Origin of the sequence: Streptomyces sp. ITFR-16 (assembly GCF_031844705.1) — a bacterium.
Lineage (GTDB): Bacteria > Actinomycetota > Actinomycetes > Streptomycetales > Streptomycetaceae > Streptomyces.
Genome location: NZ_CP134609.1, coordinates 1,760,152 through 1,778,586, shown reverse-complemented (window position 1 = coordinate 1,778,586; position 18,435 = coordinate 1,760,152). Strand labels below are relative to the sequence as shown.

Annotated in this window: 23 protein-coding genes; 13 read left to right on the top strand and 10 right to left on the bottom strand. The window is 68.4% G+C overall.

Annotated elements, in window-relative coordinates; translation table 11 throughout:
- Positions 1-83 precede the first annotated feature (83 nt).
- On the top strand, positions 84-1,319 hold the full coding sequence (locus RLT58_RS07845) for an MAB_1171c family putative transporter (RefSeq protein ID WP_311309669.1): 1,236 nt from the start codon (positions 84-86) through the stop codon (positions 1,317-1,319).
- A 289-nt stretch (positions 1,320-1,608) separates the two neighbouring features.
- Positions 1,609-2,238, top strand: coding sequence for an HAD-IA family hydrolase (locus tag RLT58_RS07840; protein ID WP_311309668.1), 630 nt, complete (start codon positions 1,609-1,611; stop codon positions 2,236-2,238).
- Between the two features lie 207 nt (positions 2,239-2,445).
- On the opposite strand, the gene RLT58_RS07835 is transcribed toward RLT58_RS07840, so the two are convergent.
- Positions 2,446-3,288, bottom strand: a complete 843-nt coding sequence (locus tag RLT58_RS07835; protein ID WP_311314443.1) for a helix-turn-helix domain-containing protein — start codon at positions 3,286-3,288, stop codon at positions 2,446-2,448.
- A gap of 586 nt (positions 3,289-3,874) precedes the next feature.
- Between RLT58_RS07835 and RLT58_RS07830 the strand changes: the two genes are divergently transcribed.
- The 9 genes from RLT58_RS07830 to RLT58_RS07790 all read left to right on the top strand — a co-directional run bounded on the left by RLT58_RS07830 (position 3,875) and on the right by RLT58_RS07790 (position 10,946).
- Positions 3,875-4,201: a transcriptional regulator gene (locus tag RLT58_RS07830; RefSeq protein ID WP_311309667.1), complete on the top strand. Its 327-nt coding sequence runs from the start codon at positions 3,875-3,877 to the stop codon at positions 4,199-4,201.
- A 1-nt stretch (position 4,202) separates the two neighbouring features.
- Positions 4,203-5,222 carry a hypothetical protein gene (locus tag RLT58_RS07825; protein ID WP_311309666.1) on the top strand — a complete coding sequence of 340 codons (1,020 nt, stop codon included), beginning with the start codon at positions 4,203-4,205 and terminating at the stop codon, positions 5,220-5,222.
- Complete coding sequence (locus tag RLT58_RS07820) at positions 5,222-5,926, top strand: ATP-binding protein (protein WP_311309665.1); 705 nt, start codon at positions 5,222-5,224, stop codon at positions 5,924-5,926. Before RLT58_RS07825 ends, RLT58_RS07820 begins: the two co-directional genes overlap by 1 nt.
- A 118-nt stretch (positions 5,927-6,044) precedes the next feature.
- Positions 6,045-6,611, top strand: a complete 567-nt coding sequence (locus RLT58_RS07815; RefSeq protein ID WP_109180474.1) for a WhiB family transcriptional regulator — start codon at positions 6,045-6,047, stop codon at positions 6,609-6,611.
- Positions 6,608-7,675 carry a DUF2637 domain-containing protein gene (locus RLT58_RS07810; RefSeq protein ID WP_311309664.1) on the top strand — a complete coding sequence of 356 codons (1,068 nt, stop codon included), beginning with the start codon at positions 6,608-6,610 and terminating at the stop codon, positions 7,673-7,675. The genes RLT58_RS07815 and RLT58_RS07810 overlap by 4 nt, the downstream gene beginning before the upstream one ends.
- A 102-nt stretch (positions 7,676-7,777) precedes the next feature.
- Entirely contained in the window at positions 7,778-8,002 is a 225-nt protein-coding gene (locus RLT58_RS07805) for a hypothetical protein (protein ID WP_311309663.1), read from the top strand.
- The gene (locus RLT58_RS07800; RefSeq protein WP_311309662.1) at positions 7,999-8,664 is read left to right on the top strand and encodes a plasmid mobilization protein; all 666 of its coding nucleotides are present in this window, start codon (positions 7,999-8,001) and stop codon (positions 8,662-8,664) included. The genes RLT58_RS07805 and RLT58_RS07800 overlap by 4 nt, the downstream gene beginning before the upstream one ends.
- Positions 8,664-10,436 carry a relaxase/mobilization nuclease domain-containing protein gene (locus tag RLT58_RS07795; RefSeq protein WP_311309661.1) on the top strand — a complete coding sequence of 591 codons (1,773 nt, stop codon included), beginning with the start codon at positions 8,664-8,666 and terminating at the stop codon, positions 10,434-10,436. Before RLT58_RS07800 ends, RLT58_RS07795 begins: the two co-directional genes overlap by 1 nt.
- Positions 10,437-10,541: 105 nt before the next feature.
- Positions 10,542-10,946 (top strand): hypothetical protein, encoded by a 405-nt coding sequence (locus tag RLT58_RS07790; RefSeq protein ID WP_311309660.1) that lies wholly within the window; start codon positions 10,542-10,544, stop codon positions 10,944-10,946.
- A 65-nt stretch (positions 10,947-11,011) separates the two neighbouring features.
- On the opposite strand, the gene RLT58_RS07785 is transcribed toward RLT58_RS07790, so the two are convergent.
- Positions 11,012-11,650, bottom strand: coding sequence for a Cap15 family cyclic dinucleotide receptor domain-containing protein (locus RLT58_RS07785; RefSeq protein ID WP_164368093.1), 639 nt, complete (start codon positions 11,648-11,650; stop codon positions 11,012-11,014).
- Positions 11,651-11,652: 2 nt separating this feature from the next.
- Positions 11,653-12,636, bottom strand: a complete 984-nt coding sequence (locus tag RLT58_RS07780; protein ID WP_311309659.1) for a nucleotidyltransferase domain-containing protein — start codon at positions 12,634-12,636, stop codon at positions 11,653-11,655.
- A 93-nt stretch (positions 12,637-12,729) separates the two neighbouring features.
- Here RLT58_RS07780 and RLT58_RS07775 point away from each other — a divergent pair, with 93 nt between their 5' ends.
- Positions 12,730-13,239: a hypothetical protein gene (locus tag RLT58_RS07775; RefSeq protein ID WP_311309658.1), complete on the top strand. Its 510-nt coding sequence runs from the start codon at positions 12,730-12,732 to the stop codon at positions 13,237-13,239.
- A gap of 340 nt (positions 13,240-13,579) precedes the next feature.
- On the opposite strand, the gene RLT58_RS07770 is transcribed toward RLT58_RS07775, so the two are convergent.
- The 3 genes from RLT58_RS07770 to RLT58_RS07760 all read right to left on the bottom strand — a co-directional run bounded on the left by RLT58_RS07770 (position 13,580) and on the right by RLT58_RS07760 (position 14,656).
- The gene (locus tag RLT58_RS07770; RefSeq protein ID WP_311309657.1) at positions 13,580-13,897 is read right to left on the bottom strand and encodes an esterase; all 318 of its coding nucleotides are present in this window, start codon (positions 13,895-13,897) and stop codon (positions 13,580-13,582) included.
- A gap of 101 nt (positions 13,898-13,998) precedes the next feature.
- Positions 13,999-14,211 (bottom strand): hypothetical protein, encoded by a 213-nt coding sequence (locus RLT58_RS07765; RefSeq protein WP_311309656.1) that lies wholly within the window; start codon positions 14,209-14,211, stop codon positions 13,999-14,001.
- Between the two features lie 97 nt (positions 14,212-14,308).
- Entirely contained in the window at positions 14,309-14,656 is a 348-nt protein-coding gene (locus tag RLT58_RS07760; protein WP_311309655.1) for an SPDY domain-containing protein, read from the bottom strand.
- A 218-nt stretch (positions 14,657-14,874) separates the two neighbouring features.
- On the opposite strand from RLT58_RS07760, the gene RLT58_RS07755 reads away from it, so the two are divergent.
- Complete coding sequence (locus RLT58_RS07755) at positions 14,875-15,138, top strand: hypothetical protein (protein WP_311309654.1); 264 nt, start codon at positions 14,875-14,877, stop codon at positions 15,136-15,138.
- 4 nt (positions 15,139-15,142) lie between these two features.
- Here RLT58_RS07755 and RLT58_RS07750 read toward each other — a convergent pair whose 3' ends face one another.
- The 4 genes from RLT58_RS07750 to RLT58_RS07735 form a co-directional block, all read right to left on the bottom strand.
- Positions 15,143-15,631: a hypothetical protein gene (locus RLT58_RS07750; RefSeq protein WP_311309653.1), complete on the bottom strand. Its 489-nt coding sequence runs from the start codon at positions 15,629-15,631 to the stop codon at positions 15,143-15,145.
- 57 nt (positions 15,632-15,688) lie between these two features.
- The gene (locus RLT58_RS07745; protein ID WP_311309652.1) at positions 15,689-16,639 is read right to left on the bottom strand and encodes an SPDY domain-containing protein; all 951 of its coding nucleotides are present in this window, start codon (positions 16,637-16,639) and stop codon (positions 15,689-15,691) included.
- Between the two features lie 115 nt (positions 16,640-16,754).
- A complete protein-coding gene (locus tag RLT58_RS07740; RefSeq protein ID WP_311309651.1) occupies positions 16,755-17,606 on the bottom strand; it encodes a winged helix-turn-helix transcriptional regulator in 852 nt (283 codons plus the stop codon).
- Between the two features lie 24 nt (positions 17,607-17,630).
- Entirely contained in the window at positions 17,631-18,383 is a 753-nt protein-coding gene (locus RLT58_RS07735) for a large ATP-binding protein (protein ID WP_311309650.1), read from the bottom strand.
- Between the last annotated feature and the right edge of the window lie 52 nt (positions 18,384-18,435).

Below are 18,435 nucleotides of genomic sequence, written 5' to 3'. Positions count from 1 at the left end.
CCGTAATCTCGCACTGACCAAGTCTGCACTCTGCAGGGCCCGTGAGCGGCGACAGGTGTGGCACCTATAGATCGACTGATTCCGTGTTCGACTTCTTCAAATACTTCACTGCGGCAGTCATGACGCTGATCTCCATCTGGCGTTTCCCGGCAGTCAGGTATGGCGATGCGCATCGTAGGGCGCTCTGGGGCGGCTACGCCGGGTTTGCAGTGGCCCTGTGTCTGTACACCCCAGCAGCAATGGACGCGGTCGATCGTATTCCGGTGGTCGATCTCAGCGCTTTGCTCCGGCACTTTGCCAGCACTGCGGCGATCATGGCGGCTCTGACCTATGTCGCCACCAGCTACGGCAAGACCGCTGAGGCGGTCGTGCCCAGGCACGTGGAGTTCTCACGGTGGATCGCCCGAGCGTCGTACAAGGCGGGAGCCGTCGGCGTGGTGCTGCTCGCGATCCTCTTCTTTACCGTTGTCCAACGCGATCGGCCGAGCGAGGACTTCCTCGTTGATCATGCGGGAGAATGGGGCGTGGCGGTCTACATGACCGTGTTCTATTTCTTTCCGCTAGTCACCACCGCCGTATGCGGCTATCAGTGGACGAGGGCGGCACGCCGTGCTGAGAGCACAAGCATGCGCATCGGGCTCGGTTTGATGGGTTTCGCGATGTGGATGGGGCTCGTTCACACGATAGCTAGAATTGCCATCTTGTGGAGTGCCGTAATATTCCCTCTCAGTCAATCGACGGTGCGATTCCTGGTCGATGCCACTGCGATCTGGATGAATCTCCTTTTCGTTATCGTCGCAGTTGGGGCGAGCATCCCGACGACCCGCGCGGCTGCTGCGCGATGGAAGACGTTCCGAACCCTGAACCTGATCTATCCGCTCTGGTTCGATCTAGTCGAGGCTTTTCCCGGAACAAGCCTGTACCCTCCCGGCCGACGGATCACGGAACTTTTGCAGTTTCGCGTCCCCATTGATGTTCGCTTGGATCGATGGACGCAGGATATCTCCGACGCCTGCGAGAAACTGCGCTACTACGTGCCGAGCGACTTGATGTTTGCTGCGGAGGACAAGGCGACCCCACACTCCGATCCCGAGCCTGCTGCGGAGGCTTACTGGATAAAGGCTGGTCTGCTTGCCGCTAACGCGGAATCCGTCAGGCCGTCTTCGGCCTCCCTGATGAGAGACAAGCCGTTCGTGGACACCGAAAGTGAAGCTGCGTGGTACGTGCGAGTCAGTACGGTCTACACGCGGATCACCGGTGACCAAGCGCGAGAAGTTCTTCATGACTCTGAGAATTTGGAATCGGAATCTCTGCAGTAGTACTGAAGCGCGGTGCGCGGTGCGCGGTGAGCTTGCTGCATCTGCGTTTTCACGTATACACCCTGTCACTTAGAGATGCGATCTTGTAGGGCTGGCGTGAGATTCGGCACCATCGAGCGTGTGGTGGCGACTGGTACCGTGGGCAAGGCGGACAAAGAGGTTTTGCCCCGCCCTGTAAGTGCACTTCCTGGCCTGCGATGCGCAGTTTCTGCGACCGCCATGTTCGCCGGGTCCGTGACGCTGTCCGGTCTGGATAGGCGTCCGAAATCTCAGCAATGGAGTTCCCCGCATGTCCAACCGCCGTACCGGCCTCATTCTTGATTTCGGAGGCGTTCTCACCACCCCCCTGCTGCCCGCTGTGTTGGCGTTCGAGCAGCGTGAAGGGCTTCCTCAGGGGGCCTGCCTCACTGCCCTGTATAAGGACCCGGAGGGCGTCCGGATCACCAGCGATCTGGAACGCGGAGTGGTGTCCCAGCGCGAGTGGAACGAGTTCGCCGGCAGGATGCTGAATGTGCCTGCGGACGGGCTGATGGGGAGGATCTTCGGCGACCTCCGCCCTGAGCCGCTGCTGATCGACGCTGCCGCCGCAGCCCGCCGGGCCGGGATCAAGGTCGGCATCCTGTCGAATTCCGTGGGCCTGGAGCCGTGGGACCTGTATGCCGGCTACGAGCTAGAGAAGCTGTACGACGTCGTCGTCATCAGCGAGCACCACATGATGCGCAAGCCCGACGCCCAGCTCTTCGAGGCCACGCTGAAGCTGATGGGCCTGCCTGCCGAAGAGTGCGTCTTCGTCGATGACACCGAGGCGTACGTCCAGGCAGCGGAGCAGCTCGGTCTCGCGGGAGTGCACAACCAGGACCCGAAGCAGACGGTCACAGCCCTGTCCGAGCTGTTCGACGTCGACCTGACCGCTTCGTAGATCGGCGTCGATTCCGTCCGTATGAAGGGACTACGGCTCGGCCTCCCTGGAGGCCGAGCCGTAGTCCCTTCGTGCATCCGGTCCGAGATGTGGGCTGGCCCGGTCAGAGCCGAGGGGCGATAGGCGGTCAGGGGTCCTCCCTCGGTCGCGCCCGCAAGGCGGCGGTACCGCAACTGATCTCCCCCCGACCGCTACTAGCCAGCGGGGCTACTCCTTGTCCTGAACCTCGGACAGAGCGTGCCGCAGCTCTCCTACGAGCCTGTTGATGTCGGCCATCGATCTGCGGGAGAGGATCTCGCTGCCGCGTGCGGCCAAACCGAGGATGTGTCCCTGGTGAATCGAGCCGATGAAGCGAACAGCCTCCAGAAACTCCTGGACCATGGGGCTTAGTTCGGCGTCATCGCCGAACAGCCAGGCCGGGACCTGGAAGGCGTGCGCCAGGCCGGCGCGCATTTCATCCGATGCCGCGGTCTCGGTTCCGTCGCGCAGCTCGCCGATGCCCTCGGCGGTGACGGCTGCGGTCGGCGCATGCTCGTTGACGAGTCGCGCGATCTCCGCGTCGGAAAGCGCCTCCTCGCCGGTGGAACCGTACTGCAGGAGAAAGTTGATCTTTTCTCCGACCGTGCGAGGCGCGGCCTCTCGATCGCCATGTGGGGCGGTGGTGCGGATGCCGAACGAGCGATCTTGCGCCGCGAGCAGCTCCTCCTCAGTAACCCCGTACGCCGCCGCCAGCGGCTTCACATAGCTGGCGTTGAGCCTGCGCCGCCCGGACTCGGCATTGCCCACCGGCCCCCGGCTTGCGCCGATGATTTCGGTGGCCTCCGCCACGCTGAGACCGGCGTCGCAGCGTAGGAGCTGTAGGTCCGGCGGCCCGTCGTGAGGGAACAGTTCGTCGAGTGGCTCGTTGAGCGCCGTGGCGATCGCCGGCAGCTTCTCGCCCTTGGGGAAATCCTTCCCGGATTCCCATCGTGCGACGGTGGCACCACTGACGCCCACCAGTTCGCCCAACTGTCTCTGGTGCATGTCCCTGCGTCGGCGGACAGCACGCACGCGGCTGCCGTCGAACTGGCGAGGGGGCACTGGGACTCCTGGTGTGAGGTGGCGATGGGCTCGGTGTCGGGGTCAACTGTAAGCCAGGGTTGATGCATTTTCGAAACTGACGTACGTTTCCGTATCGCACCTGTTGGTCAGGCCCGATTCTACGGTGCCGAGCCCTGGGGGTCCTCTGTGCATATTCGTATGCCGTAATCGCTCACGCGACAAGCGCTTGCGGCGCTCGCCGGGCGGCATGGATCCACGTCGGCATCGCCCTCCTGAGAGCGGCCGACACGGAGTAAGACGACCGCAAATGATCTTCCGGACTGCGGGATGGACTTGTCCGCGGGGTCTACGTATGTTCGTCGTCCCACGCCGGGCAGTGCCCCGGAAAGGGGCCGATGACCAGCGAAAAGGAGGCGGGACGGATGCCGACATACGACCCGTGATCTGACCCCAAAACTGAAACCGGCGCCGAGGAGCTACCAACTCCCAAGCGCCGGGCTGGCACCCCGAGGGGCGCCAATTACACATCACGCGGGCGGCAGGGCTTCTTGCACGAGACCGCCGCACCGCGCTCCTTCGAACAACGGAGTATCGCATGCTCGCCACGCCGAGCGGAAGCCCGGCCTGCGCGGACGACGGCCGTCCGCGCCGCCTCGCCGCGCAGCTCGCCGACATGATCCCGGGGGCGGCCGCAATCCGGGTCAGCCTCACAGACCCGACACAGACTTGGCCTCATCTGCACGCCGTGGTCAAGGACGAGGCCGGAAGGACCCTGGAGCTGGGCCGCCCGATCGCCAGGGTCGCGTCACGCTGGATCCTGCGGGTCTGGCCGGAGGTGGACTGGATGCGCCCGCACACCTTCTGCCTCGCCGACGCCACCCTGACCCGCAGCGACCTGGTCGCCGCTGAGCGGGGCCGCTGAGATGGCCCGGATCCGAACTGTGAAGCCGGAGGCGTTCACCTCCGAGTCGCTCGCCGAAGTGACCGTGGCGGCCGAGCGGACCTTCTTCGGCCTGCTCACCCAGGCCGACGACCATGGCCGTCACCGGGACAACGCCGCGATCATCGCGGGGCTTCTCTGGCCCCTGCGCGCCGAGCACACCTCGGTCCACGTCGAAGACGACCTCCATCAGCTCGCGAACGCCGGACTGATCTGCCGATACACCGGATGCGACGGCCGCCTCTACCTCCACATCGTGACCTGGTCCGAGCACCAGAAGATCGACAAGCCGAGCCAGTCGCGCCTGCCCTCGTGCCCGCAGCACCAGGCTGCCGACCGGTGCGCCCCCTGCAAGGGCTCCTGCTCCCGGAGGGGGAAGGGCTCGCCCACCACTTCCCGAGGACTTGCTGAGACCTCGGCGAGGGCACCCCGAGCCCTCGATCTGCCTGCCGCACCCTCCTCGACGGTGTCGGAACAGGCAGACGTGCCAAGCGCCGACCGGCAGGACGCCGCCGATGGAGCCAGCAGCGCACCCGGGCGGGCCGGAGTCAAAAGTGCAGCTCAGAGGGGCGTCTCCGGCGGCTCCCCGAACCTTCCCCGAAGCCTCCCCGAAGGCTCGGCGCCTGGATCTAGGATCTTGGATCCTGGATCTCTTGTCCCTACGGGGCGCACAGCGCCCGCAGCCGGCATCTCCGCCAAGGACCTCGTCGGGGAGTACGTCGCCGGGTGCGACCAGCGTCCCCCGAGCGACGTGATCGGGCACCTCGGCCGGATCATCAAGAAGCTCCTGGACGAGGGCATCGCACCGACGTACATCCGAGCCGGGCTGGCGAACTTCACGGCCAACCCCAAGCACCCGAGCGTGCTGACCAGCATGGTCAACGAAGCGATGAACGCTCGCCCCGGCGGCTTGGCGCGGCCGGGAATTCGGCCTAACGTGCCCGCTCACCAGGCGTGGACCAACCCGGCCAACGCTTCCGCCGCCTACGCCGAGGAGCTGTGATGCACACCCATCACCGCGAACCCCAGCTCCTCGGCAACGAAGCCACGCTGGAGCGCATGGCCCGGATCCTGGCCGCCCGCAACATCGACCCGGCGGACGCCGCGCTGCCGGACGACGCCGAGCCCTTCTCACCGCTGGACGCTCTGCTCGCCGGGATGCCCCCGCGCTATCAAGCGGCTGTCGCCGACCACCCCACGGTCCTGGAGTGGGTCCGGAAGGTCACCGACGCGGCCATCGCCCCCAGCCGAGGAGCCCGACGGCAGGTCACCACCGGCCCTAGCTTGCTGATGGCCGGGGTCGTCGGCGCGGGCAAGACGCACCAGGCGTACGGCGCGGTCCGAGCGCTGGTGCAGAGCGGGGTCGGCGCGAGCTGGCGGGCGACCACCGCCGCCGACCTCTACGCCGACCTCCGCCCCCGGCCCGGGGTGGACAGTGAGCGGGAGCTGGCGGCCGTCAGCCGGTGCCCGCTGCTGATCATCGACGACCTCGGCGCGGCCAAGGCGAGCGAGTGGGTCGAGGAGATCACGTACCGGCTGATCAACCGGCGGTACAACTACGAACTCCCCACGCTGATCACGACCAACCTGGCGATCAAGGACCTGCGTTCCTACCTCGGGGACCGAGTCGCCAGCAGGCTCGCGCAGATGACCACCCGAGTCGAGTTCGAGGCCGTCGACCGCAGACGCCACAGCGCCGCCGCCTGACCCTCCACAGGCCACCCCGCCGGACCGCGCCCTCGCACCGCCGTCCCCCCGGGCACCTACCGCCAGCGCACCTCTCCGCCGACGCCCCTGCGCGCGGAGAGCGATCGGAGCACCCCGCATGACCAGCACGATGAACGGCCCCGCCCAGCACCGTCAGCTCGGCGACCAGACCTGGCAGGCCGACGCCGTCTGCCAGAGCACCGAGTACAACCCGGTGGACCCCGAAGTCTTCTTCCCCGAACCCGACGAGACCGCCAAGATCGCCACGGCCAAGGCCCTGTGCGGCCAGTGCCCGGTCCGGCGCACCTGCCTGGACGCCGCTCTCGAAGGGGGTGACACCGACGGGATCCGTGGCGGCCTGACGGAAGAGGAGCGCGGGCCGTTGCACGACAAGCTCGCCAGCCGCCTCGACTACAGCCGCGTCAATGCCACCATCGCCGGACGCGACGTGCACCTCACCCATACGGAGCGCCGCGCGGTCGAGTACGCGGCCTACCGCCACGGGGTGAGCGAGCAGCGCCTGGCCTGGCTTCTGAAGGTCACCGAGGAGCACGCCAAGAAGCGGTACCGCGAGATCCGCCGGGCCGAGCGCAACCGAACCCTGAACCAGCCCACCACGAACACCACACCCCCCGAGACCAGCGGCGAGCGCCTGATCCGCGACGACTTCGGGACGGCGGCATGAACATCGCAAGCGCGTCGAAGACGGCGCACATATCCGGGTGGGACCGCGCGGCTGTCGTGGCGCTCGGGGGCGCGGGGTGCGCACTGTCGTACGACGCCCTGCAGCAGATGGCCGTGGCCATCCACATCCGAGGCTTCCTTACCTACCTGTTCCCCCTGGTGATCGACGGGTTCATCGCCTACGGCATCCGAGCCCTCCTGGTCCTGCGCAACGCACCGCTGCGCGCCCGGCTCTACGTCTGGGCGCTCTTCGGCACGGCCACCGCCGCCAGCATCTGGGCCAACGCACTCCACGCGGTGCGCATCAACCAGGACACGGTCGCCGGCACCGGCCTCCAGCTCGGTGACGCGGTGGTCGCGGTGCTCTCCACCATCGCCCCGCTCGCACTTGCCGGAGCGGTCCACCTCTACATCCTCATTGCCCGGGGCCCGGTCGAGGACTCTGGCCGGCAGAACCTCGGTCAGCCCGGTCACCTCGGTGGGACCGACCGGAGCGACGCCATCGAGGTCACTCGGACCGACCGAGCCGGTCAGCAGCGGTCAGCGGCCGGTCGGGTCAAGTCCGGTCAGTCGGTCACCGCTCTGACCGACCGGCTGCCGCTGTCCCCGACCGACGAGGACACCGCCGCCCGGTCAGTGACCGGAGACTCGACCCCGGCGACCAGCGGCCAGTCGGTCACCGACCACCACAACCGCAGCTACGGTGCCTTTGACCTGCCGGGACAGGCGGACAAGGGCCGGACGGTCACTGACCGCCCCAGCAGTGCGGCCCCGGTCGGTGATGACCAGGACAGCCCGGCGGCGGTCAGTGCCCCGCCGGTCACCTCGCCGCCGGTCACTGACCGGGCCGCTCGGCCGACTGGTGACCGGCGTCCTGACCCGGACACCGAGGAGCTGCTGGCGATCGCCCGGTCGGCGGTCAGGGCCGAGGACAAACTGACCCGCAAAGTGGTCGCCCAGGCGATCCGAGGTCAGCAGATCCCGCTGTCCAGCGACACCCTGACCGCGCTGATGGCCCAGCTTCGCGAGCAGCACCGCCAGCCGGTCGCTTCCGCCCGGCCCTGACCGGACCTCCACGGAGCGGGTGACCGAGGCGGTCACCCCGACCGGTCACCCGCCCCGTACGTCTCCGAGACACCCCGCCACAGCAGAAGCGGAGAGCACCCGATGCGCACTCACCCGGCCACGCCCGCCGAAGTCGACTCCTGGCTGACCGTCCTGCACCAGCACGGACACCTGCACCGTGCCCGGTCCGGCCCCGACACCTCCTGGATCGTGCAGCGTGAGCAGCATGACCGGCCCTGGACCCTGCATCACCCGGTCCTGGCCATGGACTGGATCGAGGATCTCGTCCGCGAAATCCAGCAGCAGGACCCGGAGACGAGCCGGTGAACACCAACGACCCGGTGGCCACCTCCGCTGGACAGCAGCGTGACCCCACCACGGCTCCTGGCGGAGCAAGCTATCGCGTACGACGGTCCTACGGCCCGACGTACGCACTTGCCCCTGCCCAGGAGGGCGGGGGAAGCCCGGCTGGTCCCCGAGCGAGGGCGCACGGGGACCAGCCGGGCAACCGGCACCAGGGGGCGCCGGTCACCGGGGGAGAAGCCGACCGCGACGACCACCGCGAGCAGCCGAGCCCGAGCACGCCCGCCTACCCCGACCGCAAACCGCGCCGCCGCACCCGCAACCCCAGCGAGCGCACCCGCAAGACGACCACCCGCCTCTCCGACTCCGAGAAGACCGAGATCGCCGAGGCCGCCACCAAGCGCGGCGTCACCGTCGCCCGCTTCCTCGCCGTCTCCGGCCTGAGCGCCGCCCGCGGATGCGCCGCCGTGCACAGCAACGACCAGCTCGACACCGCCATCGACGAACTCGCCGCTCTGCGCACCGCGCTGGCCCGGATCGGCAACAACATCAACCAGATCGCCTTCGTCCTCAACAGCGGTGGACAGCCGCGCGCCGGTGAACTCGAACACGCGCTGGGCGCGCTGACCGGACTTCTCGCCCGCGTCGATGACGCGGCGAACGACCTGGTGACCCGGCGGCTGTGATGGTTCCCGACATCGGACGCGGCTCCCGCACCCACGGCCTCCTCGTCTACCTGTACGGCCCCGGACGGCGCGAGGAGCACACCGACGCGCACCTCGTCGGCTCCTGGGACGGCTTCGCCCCCGACCCCGGCCGCGACCCCGGCCTCGACCCCGACCCGAAGGTCACCCTCGCCCGGCTCACCGCCGCCCTAGACCTGCGGGTCAAGCAGGCCGGCGACCGCGCACCCGCCAAGCACGTCTGGCACTGCTCGGTCCGCACCGCCCCCGGGGACCGGCGGCTGGACGACGAGGAGTGGAACGCCGTCGCCCAGCGCATCGTCCACGCCACCGGCATCGCCCAGCATGGAGACCCCGACGGCTGCCGGTGGATCGCCGTCCGCCACGCGGAAGACCACATCCACATCGTCGCCACCCTCGTACGCGGCGACCTGCGCAACCCGCGCCTGAACTACGACTTCAACAAGGCCCAGGCCGAATGCCGCCGCATCGAGAAGGAGATGGGCCTGCGGCGCCTGAACGCGGGCGACGGAACCGCAGCGAAGAACCCCAGCAGCGCCGAGAAGTTCAAGGCCGAGCGCACCGGCCGCCCGGAGACCTCGCGCGAGACGCTCCGCGAGGCCGTTCGTCGAGCCGTGGCGGGAGCGGATTCGGAAGAGGAGTTCTTCACGCGGCTCCGAGAAGCGGGGGTAAGGGTGAAGCTGCGGCACGCACCGTCCGGTGACGCGCTCGGATACAACGTGGCCCTGCCCGGCGACCGCAACCGCGACGGAGTCCCGGTCTGGTACCCCGGCTCCAAACTGGCCCCCGACCTCTCCCTTCCGAAGATCCGACTACGCCTCACCGACGGGGCCGACGAGCCGAGCGCGCCCGCGGTCGGCGCTGACCGGACGAACTGGTCACCGCCCGCCCGTCAGCGACGCAACGCCACCGTCATCGCAGAGTGCTCGGCCACGCTCCTGGAACGCGACGAGGACGGCGAGGCCGCCCCCCAGCTCGTCGGCGTCGGAGAACTCCTCGACGCAGTGGCCCAGACCTCACCGGCCACCACACGCACCGAGCTGGCCGCCGCAGCTCGCGCCTTCGAACGGGCAACCCGCAGTCATGTCCGCGCCGAACGCGCCGACACCCGGGCCCTCCGCTCAGCCGCCCGAGGCATTGTCCAGGCCGGCGGAGCGCTCGGCCGAGGCGAGGACGGCGGCACCACCGCCATGCTCGTCTCCACCCTCGTCCTCGTCACCCTCGCCGCCGCCCGCTGGCACTCCGCCCGCGGACACGCCCAGCAGGCCCACGCCTCCCGACAAGCCGCCGCGCACCTGCGCACCGCCTACCGGCAGGCCGCTGCCACCCCGATGCGATTGCTGCGCGACCAAGGTCGGACTCTTCCAGAAGCCCAGCGCCGGACGCACGAAGCCACCCTTCGCGCCGTCCTGCCGGAGAAGGTCGTACGGCCAGGGGGCATGGAAGCGAGGACCGACGCCCTGGTCGCCACCCTCGCGCAGGCCGAACGGGCGGGCCACGACTCCGAAGCCCTCCTGCGCCAGGCCATCGACATGCGCGAACTTGAAAGCGCTGATGACGTGAGTGACGTCCTGGTCTGGCGGCTGCGGCGCATCGCCCAGCTCCCGGCACACCCGGGCGACGGTGCCCGCCGTCCGCAGGCCGCCACCCGCCAGGCCGCCGCGCCGAGCAGCCGCACCAGGGAACGAAACGCGACGGCAGCCGCGCCGCTCGGGACTGTTCAAGACCCGAATCGCCGCTCGTCACGTCGTTGACCAGGTCGAACCGGTAGTCGACCACCTGCCGAGCGGACGCTGCGAAATGTATGGACAGCCGGTTCCACCGGCTGTTAGGGATGAAGACAGGACCGACGACCGGAGATGACGCTCGTGCTCAGAACCACCACCCGCACCACGGAGCCGGCACCCGCGCTGCCCGTCCTCCCCACTGGTACCGACCCTCTGCTGCAGCTCCAGGCCGAGACGCGGCCGGCCGACGGACCCGGGGCGATTCGCTGCGTCGGCCACTCACGCGAACTCGCTCTCGGGGGTATCCCCGTGATGTGCTCCGCCTGCCAGGCCCGACGTGACTGGTTGCTCATCAACCACGGGCGCAACGTCTGGGTCCACTGCCGGTGCGGTAACCAGTGGCTCGAGCCCGAGATCAGCCGCGCCGACTTCGACGCCCTGGTCGGCGGCCCGCACGGGACGACCTACCCGAGTGTCGAGGCGGGCTTGGTCGCGCTCGGGTTCGACGGCTTCTTCGCTGGTATTTACATGGTGTAGGCGAGCACCGGGACGAGTACGCGGGACCCCGGGCACCAGCCTCCGGGTTCGCCGCTTTCTGATTTTCAGCTGCTGGCGTGCGCCGGGTCGGCAGCCTGAGCCTCTGCGAAGGTGCCGTAGTCGGTCGATCGGTCGAGCAGGCTGAAGTCCATGTCACCGGCGGTGAACCGGCTGGTGTAGTAGTGCCCGGTCGCAGTCTTTGGCTGGAGACCGGTGACCGCTATTCGACAGGCCCCTTCGTGCCGCGGGCTTCGATGCTGGTGCTCCACACGGGGCGTGTTGTCGTACAGGAATCCGATCTCGGCAGTGCCCGAGTTTTCTGGGGCGCCAATTGTGGCGTTGCTCGACCGCGAGGTGCTTTCCTTCGTGCGGAGCGTGGCGTGCAGGCTCCAGTAGGTCTGCTCGACCGTCATGTACGTAGTGATCGGACCACGGTTCCCTCCCTCCGGGATGTGGCTCTCCGAGCTCGGGACAAGTACTACCCGCCAAGTGCCCGTGACCCAGGCACGTCCGGTGAAGCGGTGGATGACGGGCCAGCGCCAAGCCCACTTGTCGAACACGACGGTGCCGTAGCCCACGAGGGCCGGAATGTACGCGAAGAGGTACCGGAACTCGGACGGGTACAGGCCCAGGACGACCAGGACGACCGTGTAGAGGGTGGAGGCGATGGTGGCGCCGGCGCGGATGGTGGTCGCGGTGTTCATCGTCAGCCCTCGTAGTTGAGGTAGTGCCACGCGCGCTCGATCAGCTCGCGAGCGTCCTTCTCCGTCCACTTCTGGCCATCGCCGAACACCTTCTTGATCCCGTTCGGCTCCACCATGCCCAGATAGCTGAACCAGGCTCCCGTGAGTTGCTGATAGACCTCCCGTAGGCTTTCGCGGACCACAGTGTCCAGGCTGCCGTCGAGGAGCAAGACGTCGTCCGGGACGTTGTAGATCAGGCACTCGGAGAAGTAGGACGGAAGGGCCTTGATCACGCCCTCGGAGGCGAGGTCGTTCTCGACGTTCTTCAGCACCCGCACCACGAACTTGTACCGGTACTTGGTGTTGGTGTTCTTCGTGCGCCCGTTGACCAGCTGGAGCTCGGGCCAGTTGATGACACGCTTGCCGTTGCGTCCGTAGACGACGCTGCCCACGCACTCGCCATCGGGAGCCGTGGTGTCGTAGGCCACCCACTTGAAGCACGGAACCACGTCGATGCTGGGACGGCTTCCCACAACCTCCGGAACGTACACGGCAAGGTTGTGGTCCGTGTCCACCCAACCGAAGTGGTTGGTGAGCGCGTCCTCGACCTCCTGGCGGAGCTTCTGCCGGGTCCATGGCCCCGAGTATCTGGCGGGCTGCCCAAACCACCAAGCCGCCAGTCCCTCCGTATGGATGGGGTCGTTGAGCTTCACCATGATGTCGACGTCGCTGTCACCGCGAACGTTGGTGTTGTTGGGGTACGAGCCCTTCGACGCCACCGTGATGTCGAGCCCCTGGAATGGTTCATGACGGAGTACTGCCTGTTTCACCATGCGCTCGGCGCGCTCCAGCCGGAGCTGTTCGGAAGCACCCGGAGGGTTCTTCCACTTGTTGATCAAAGCGATCCGCTGTTCATACGTCAGCTGTCGTACCACGAACGCCTCCAGGCTCCGGCGCGCCTGCGCCGTCCATAGCGTACGAGCGGGCACTGACAGCGACGCCGTCACCAGCGTCAGAGATGGTTCACCGACCCAATCTCCGCAGTACAGGAGACCGTGGTCAGGGGGAACGCGGTCGGAGAACTCCGGTAAATCTGAGGCATGAACCTCAACGATCTCAGCTCGCTGATGGAGCGTCGTCAGGACGGTGGCCTCAACTTCGAGCGCTTTCGATCCGATCCGGCCTTGACCGCACTGCGGTGGCCGGACGACGTGCTGCGGGACTTCCTGTTCGACCATGGCGACAACGGTCCCTTCGTGGACGACTACGGAGCCCTTGACTTGAGCGCGATCACCTGGACGCTGGAGACGATTCCGTCCGCGGACTTCCACAAAATGCCGACTGGTGAGAGCGAAGTGGGACTGATTGAACACTTCGCCAAAGACCCGCTGCACTGGGTCGCAGTGCGAGCCCCGGAAGTCGGCAGGCACTGGGAAGATCACGGGACGTGGTTGCGCCCGCCGCTCCTCATTGACCGGGGTCTCTTGGACCCAGGGTGCAACGGGCTGCAGGTTCTGGAGGGCCGAACTCGTGTCGGCGTCCTGTGCGGCCGCATCCGCGAGCAACTGCACGTCGCCCCCGAACACCAGGCGTGGGTGGGGCGGCCGTGAGGACGTACCGCGTCTGGCTGCGTGCGCTGGGAATACCGAGAGCTCTTTGCAGAGATGGGGATGAATGAGGGCGCGCCTGTACCCGGCCCGCGCCGGGGCCTGGCGATGCATAAGGACCGGTGTCCCTCGGGCTGGGAGCATGTCCTGACCTGCCAGGCTTCCCGCTGACATGCTGATCAGGACCATGAGCCAGCAGGTCTACACCGGTTCCCTGGATGACCTGGCGCACGAGACCTTGGCGGGCAGGAGCACGAGAACTGGGACATGCTCGGTGGGGGCTTCGACGGCTAAGCAAAGCCGCCCCTCGCCCGAACGGCGTGGGGTGGCCTGCGGCTCTCGATCAGATTTCGGCGAGCCGGTTGGAGAGGTCGAGGGCGTCGGTCGCGAAAGTGAGGGCGGCGCACAGGCCGGTCACCTCGTACAGGGTCGGACGGACCAGGCGCGGCCAGTCGTCCGGGGCGGCGGGCCAGGAACCTAGGAACACCTCGGCCGTGGTCAGCCCCAGGTACGCCGTGACGTCCCAGCCGCTGCGCGAGGCGGGCTCCCAGCGCAGCCGGATGCGTCCGAGGGGAAGTTGGGGGGTTTCGGCAGCGAGCCAGGTGATGTCGAGGGGGCCGTCGGGTCGGGCGGAGATGCGCTGGAGAAGCGCGCTGTGCACGCCGTGCGGCATGGGGCGGGCCGCGACAGTGGGCAGCGCGAGGCGGGGCGCCGGGCGCGAGGGTGACGAGATCGGAAGCCTCCGTGGTGGTAGGGAAGCGATCAGGACCAGGTGAGGGCTTCGCGCGCCCCCACCGGGAGGTAGTCCTCCTGGCCGTCGTCGGCGATGTACGCCTGGCCGTCGCGGACGACGACTTCGGCCCCCACGAAGTGGGCGAAGGGGAAGTCGGGGTTGACGGCGAGACGGACCGGCAGGTTGGGGTCGAGTTCCTGGAGCTGGCGGAGCAGGTGGCCGACGGTCAGGTACTGGGGCAAGGGAGTCTCCGTGAACGGTGGACATTGACGGGGTTGGTCGGCTCGACGACGGGGCGTCGAGCCGTCGGTGGATGTATGAGCGGAGCCTGATCGGCGGTCAGCGCGAGGAGTGGGTGACGAGGGCGGCGAGGAATCCGGCGACGGCCTCGGAAGGGGTGTGGACGCCGAACTCCTGGACCCATACCTCGCCGTCGGCGGGCAGCACCTGGACGCGCCAGACGATCTCGCGCGCCCAGGCGGAGGGGTCTTCGGGGAGCCAGCCGACGTAGACGCCGCCGTCCGGGCTGGTCGCGTGGACGTTGGCTTCCGGGGTCTCGGCGATCGTCCAGCCGAGAGCGTCCAGGAGGTCGAGCACCGGAGCGGCGCAGTGGTCGGAGGAGAGCCAGTGGCGGTCTTCCACGGCGGGGCGGACGACGGCGGGCAGGAGGGTGGCGGAGGTGTTCACGGTTGGACGATCCCTTCGTTGACCTGCGGTTTTTCCCAACACCCGTACGTTGGCATGCAGCATGCCGAAGTGCGTAGTCGTTTCCCGGGGATGCCGTCTGCCGTGGGCGAACTGGAGACCACAGCCGAGCGGTCGGCTGGCCGGGAATGGATCTGCGACCGCGGTTGTCGTACCTGGGTTGCGGTGAGGGACCGCACGTCGGTGAAGGGGAGCAGGGGATGGCCGAGGCGAGCAGACACTGGGACGGCGCCGGACTGGAACGCAAGATCCGCGCCGCCGGACGGCCCTGGACCGTGGGCGACATCGCAATGGTCGCCGACGGCCAGTGGGGAGTCGGCGCACAGCCCGACCGGTGGCCGGACGAGGAGACGGTGGAGCGCCGGGTCGCCGAAGGCTGGCGCGTGGAGCTGACGGTGGAGGAGCTGGCCCGCGCGGTGGGCCCCCGGGCCGAAGAGGGCCCCCGCGACGAGAATCGGAGCTAAGCCTTCAACGTCGGGGCACCGTTGTGGGCGCTGACGGCCCTACGACCGCCGCCGGAGAGGACGGTTCGGGCAGGGCCCCCGGGGCGTGCCGCGTCTGCCCGGAGCGGGCGACAGCGGCCTGAGCCAGCCGAACCGCCGATGCCGCAACCTCGGGTGCGGCGGCCTCCCGAGCCTCCACCACGCGCCGGATCGCCTGGAGGTACGCGCGGCTCTCCGCGTGGGCGACGCGGAGCTTGACCGCCGTTTCGGTGATCCGGTCGAGTTCGTAGAAGTCAGGCACGTACTCATGCCGCGACAGGGCGTGAAGGCGGTCCTGGTGAACGGTTACCGCGCTGTCCGTGATGGCCAGGGCTGCGCGGGTGTGCATGGCGCAGCGCAGGAGCGGGTCCTCGCTGGGGCGGCGGACCCCTAGGACCTCAAGAGCTTCGATGGGCTGGCCCCAGGCGTTCTCGATCATGGCCGTGGCCTGGTCGAGCATGGTGGTGGTGGGCATGGTGGAACTCCTGTTGGGCGGGGACGGTCGCGAGTGGAGTGCGGCCTGGGGTGGGAGTCAGCGTCCGCGCCGGGGCGTCGGCGAGTTGGCCGGCAGCCGGGCAGCGGTCGCGGGCGCGGGGTGTCCCGTCCGTTTCTGCGCCGCCCCCGTGGAGCGGCTCTGCGCGGCCATCACCCGGAGGTCGGCTGCTGTGCGTGGTGCCCGCGCGGCACGGTGTACGGCCTGGGTGACCGCGGTGCGGCGTACGTCCAGCGGAGTCGGAGCGCGCGAAACCTGAGCCTCGGCGATCGGCGTGGCCGAAGCGACAGGGGTCATCGTGACAAGGTGTTGCATCCGCCGGTCGACTTGGTGGCGTTCACGGACCACCGGGGTCGACTTCGCCATCACAGCGGCGGTTGCGGTGATCAAATGCGATGGGGTGCGGGCCGTGAACGTCGCTTCGGCACGAGTGCCCCAGCCCGGCGGGCCAGCCCACAGCTCGACGGTCGTGCGGTCGGAGCCGTATCCGCGCCGATCGATAAGGATGCCCGCTTGGTCGTCAGGAGCGATGATCTCGACGGTGCCGAGTTCAGCAGCTCCGTCAAGGTTCCAGCCGGCATCGGTCAGCGGCCGGACGGTGTCCCTCCAGGGGATGGTTGGTCCTGTCAAGAAGCGGCCGGGGGTGTCGGAGGCGATGGCTTCGTCGTAGTCCTGGACCAGTGCGGCGGTGAGGCCGGCGACCATCTCGGCCGGGGTTACGTGGTTGAACGTCGCCGTCCAGCGAGGCGCCGAGAAGGCGTCCTCGGCTGCGCTGATCTTCCACAGTTCGAAGTCGTCGCCGAACCAGCCGATCCGAATCCGTTGGTCGGGAGAGGTCACGAGGAGCTGGCAGGGGCCCTCATCGAGGTACTGATGGGGCCAGTGGGCGACGGGCGCGAAGCCAGCCTCACCGGTCCCGTTGGAACCAGCCAGATACATGGGGCTGACCAGTACCTCTTGGTACCGGGTTGGGTCATCAGGGGCGTACATGGTCGAGTCTCCGGAAGCGAAGGAGGAGAACGGATCCGCGTATGCAGCGGCGGGAGCCGCCGGAGCGCACGCGGATGCCGTAGTGGCGGCGAGTGGCCTCTAGTTCTCACCCCCGTCACCGGCCCCGGCCCGGTGCCGACTGAGCAGTCACGGCCGCCGGCACCCGCGGTTCCGGCTGAGGCGCGTGGCTGAACATGACGTTCGACGCGGCGGCGCTCCGTCGTAGGGCCGCCGCGGTCCGGGCGCTGTCGGCTCCCGCCCCCAGTGGAATGCCGACGTGGGTGCGCGTGGCTGCCGCTGCCGGAAGCGGTGCTGCTGTTCCACCTCGCAGCGCGAAGGGCTGGCTCCAGTGCTCGACACTCGCGTAGACGGCCCCCAACGCCTGGCCGGCATCGGTGAGCACGTACGGGTCTCCGTGCCGGGAGCCCGTCCGCGTGACCAGGCCATCGGCCTGAAGCCGGACAAGTCGCTGCCGTGCGAGGCCGTTGTCCAGACCGGCCGCCTCGGCGATGTGAACGAACCGCATCTGGCCGTCAGCCGAATCGAGGGCCTGAATCACGGCAGTTGAGTGCCGGAGATGCAGGCGGCGCAGCGCGTCCTCGACACGCTCGGCTTCGGCCATCGGTTCCTGTGACAGGTGGGTGCGCGACCAGTCCGACACCGTGCGGAGGACGGGGGCCAGAGACGTGCCGAGCGCGCTGAGCCGGTACGGCGCACCCCGCCGGTCGTCATCGCGGATCACCAATCCGTCAGCGTGCATCGTGGCCAGCCGTTTGCCGACGAACTGCTCACTGACGAAGGGGAGCTGCGCAGCAACGTCGCGGACGCGCACGGGGCCGTTCACCTGGGCCAGGGTCATCGCGGTCCAGGTGGTCCACTTGGGCCCGATCCGGGCGAGAGCCTCCTCGACGCGCTGGGCGTCGATGGAAGCGATGGAGAAAGTGGGAGGCAGGCCGGGGGTAGCCATGGTGGGGTCCTTATCGGGATGAGGTCAGCGTGAGCGGGGGGCCGCGAGGGAGGTCCTGGCGACGGGCACGGCGGCCGGGTCGGAGAGCGCGCCTGACGTGGTCCGCGTGGTGGTGCGGCCGAGGGCGGCGGACACCCGGGAGGTCGTCGCGCGACCATCCCGCAGGGCGGCTTCCCCCTGCGCAGTGAGCGAGAGGAGCTGGCCGGGCCGGTACACGTTCTCGGTGATGTCCTGATGCAGTAGCCCGTCGGCGACCAGCCGCTGCACGGTCTGCGGGAAGATCGCCGGGTCCTGCCACTGGGCCTTCTCCCGCGAGATGTACGGGTCCTCGCCGATCGCGTTGCGGCGAAAGCGAACACCTCCGGCCGCAACCGCTTCGAGGGCTACCAGCCCGCGCTCCCCGGCGACGGCCCAGTCGTCGTCCCGGTGGGGCCTCGTCTTCTGGCCCTGCCCGTGGCTCTTGTTGCTCGCGTGTTGAGCAGGCTCGGGCGAGGAAAGAAGTCGGCGGTAGGCGGACAGGGACTCGACGAGCTGGCTGTATGCCCGGTCCTGCTGGGCCAGGCCATCTCCGAGGTCCGGGAGAGCTGTGCGCAGCAGCGCGTATGAGACCTGGGCTCGGCCGACTTCACCCCGACCAGTGCCTTCGAGCAGCCGCTGAGCGCGCTGGACCGCGTTGAGCACGCTCTCGTGTCGCTCGTCCAGCGCCGCTGCGGCTTCGATGACGCGTGTAGCGGCCTGGTGCAGCGGCTCCTCCGGACCATGTGCGAGGGCGTGCACGCTGACATCCCCGACACCGAGCACTTCGACGACGAGATAAGGCCCAGGGTGT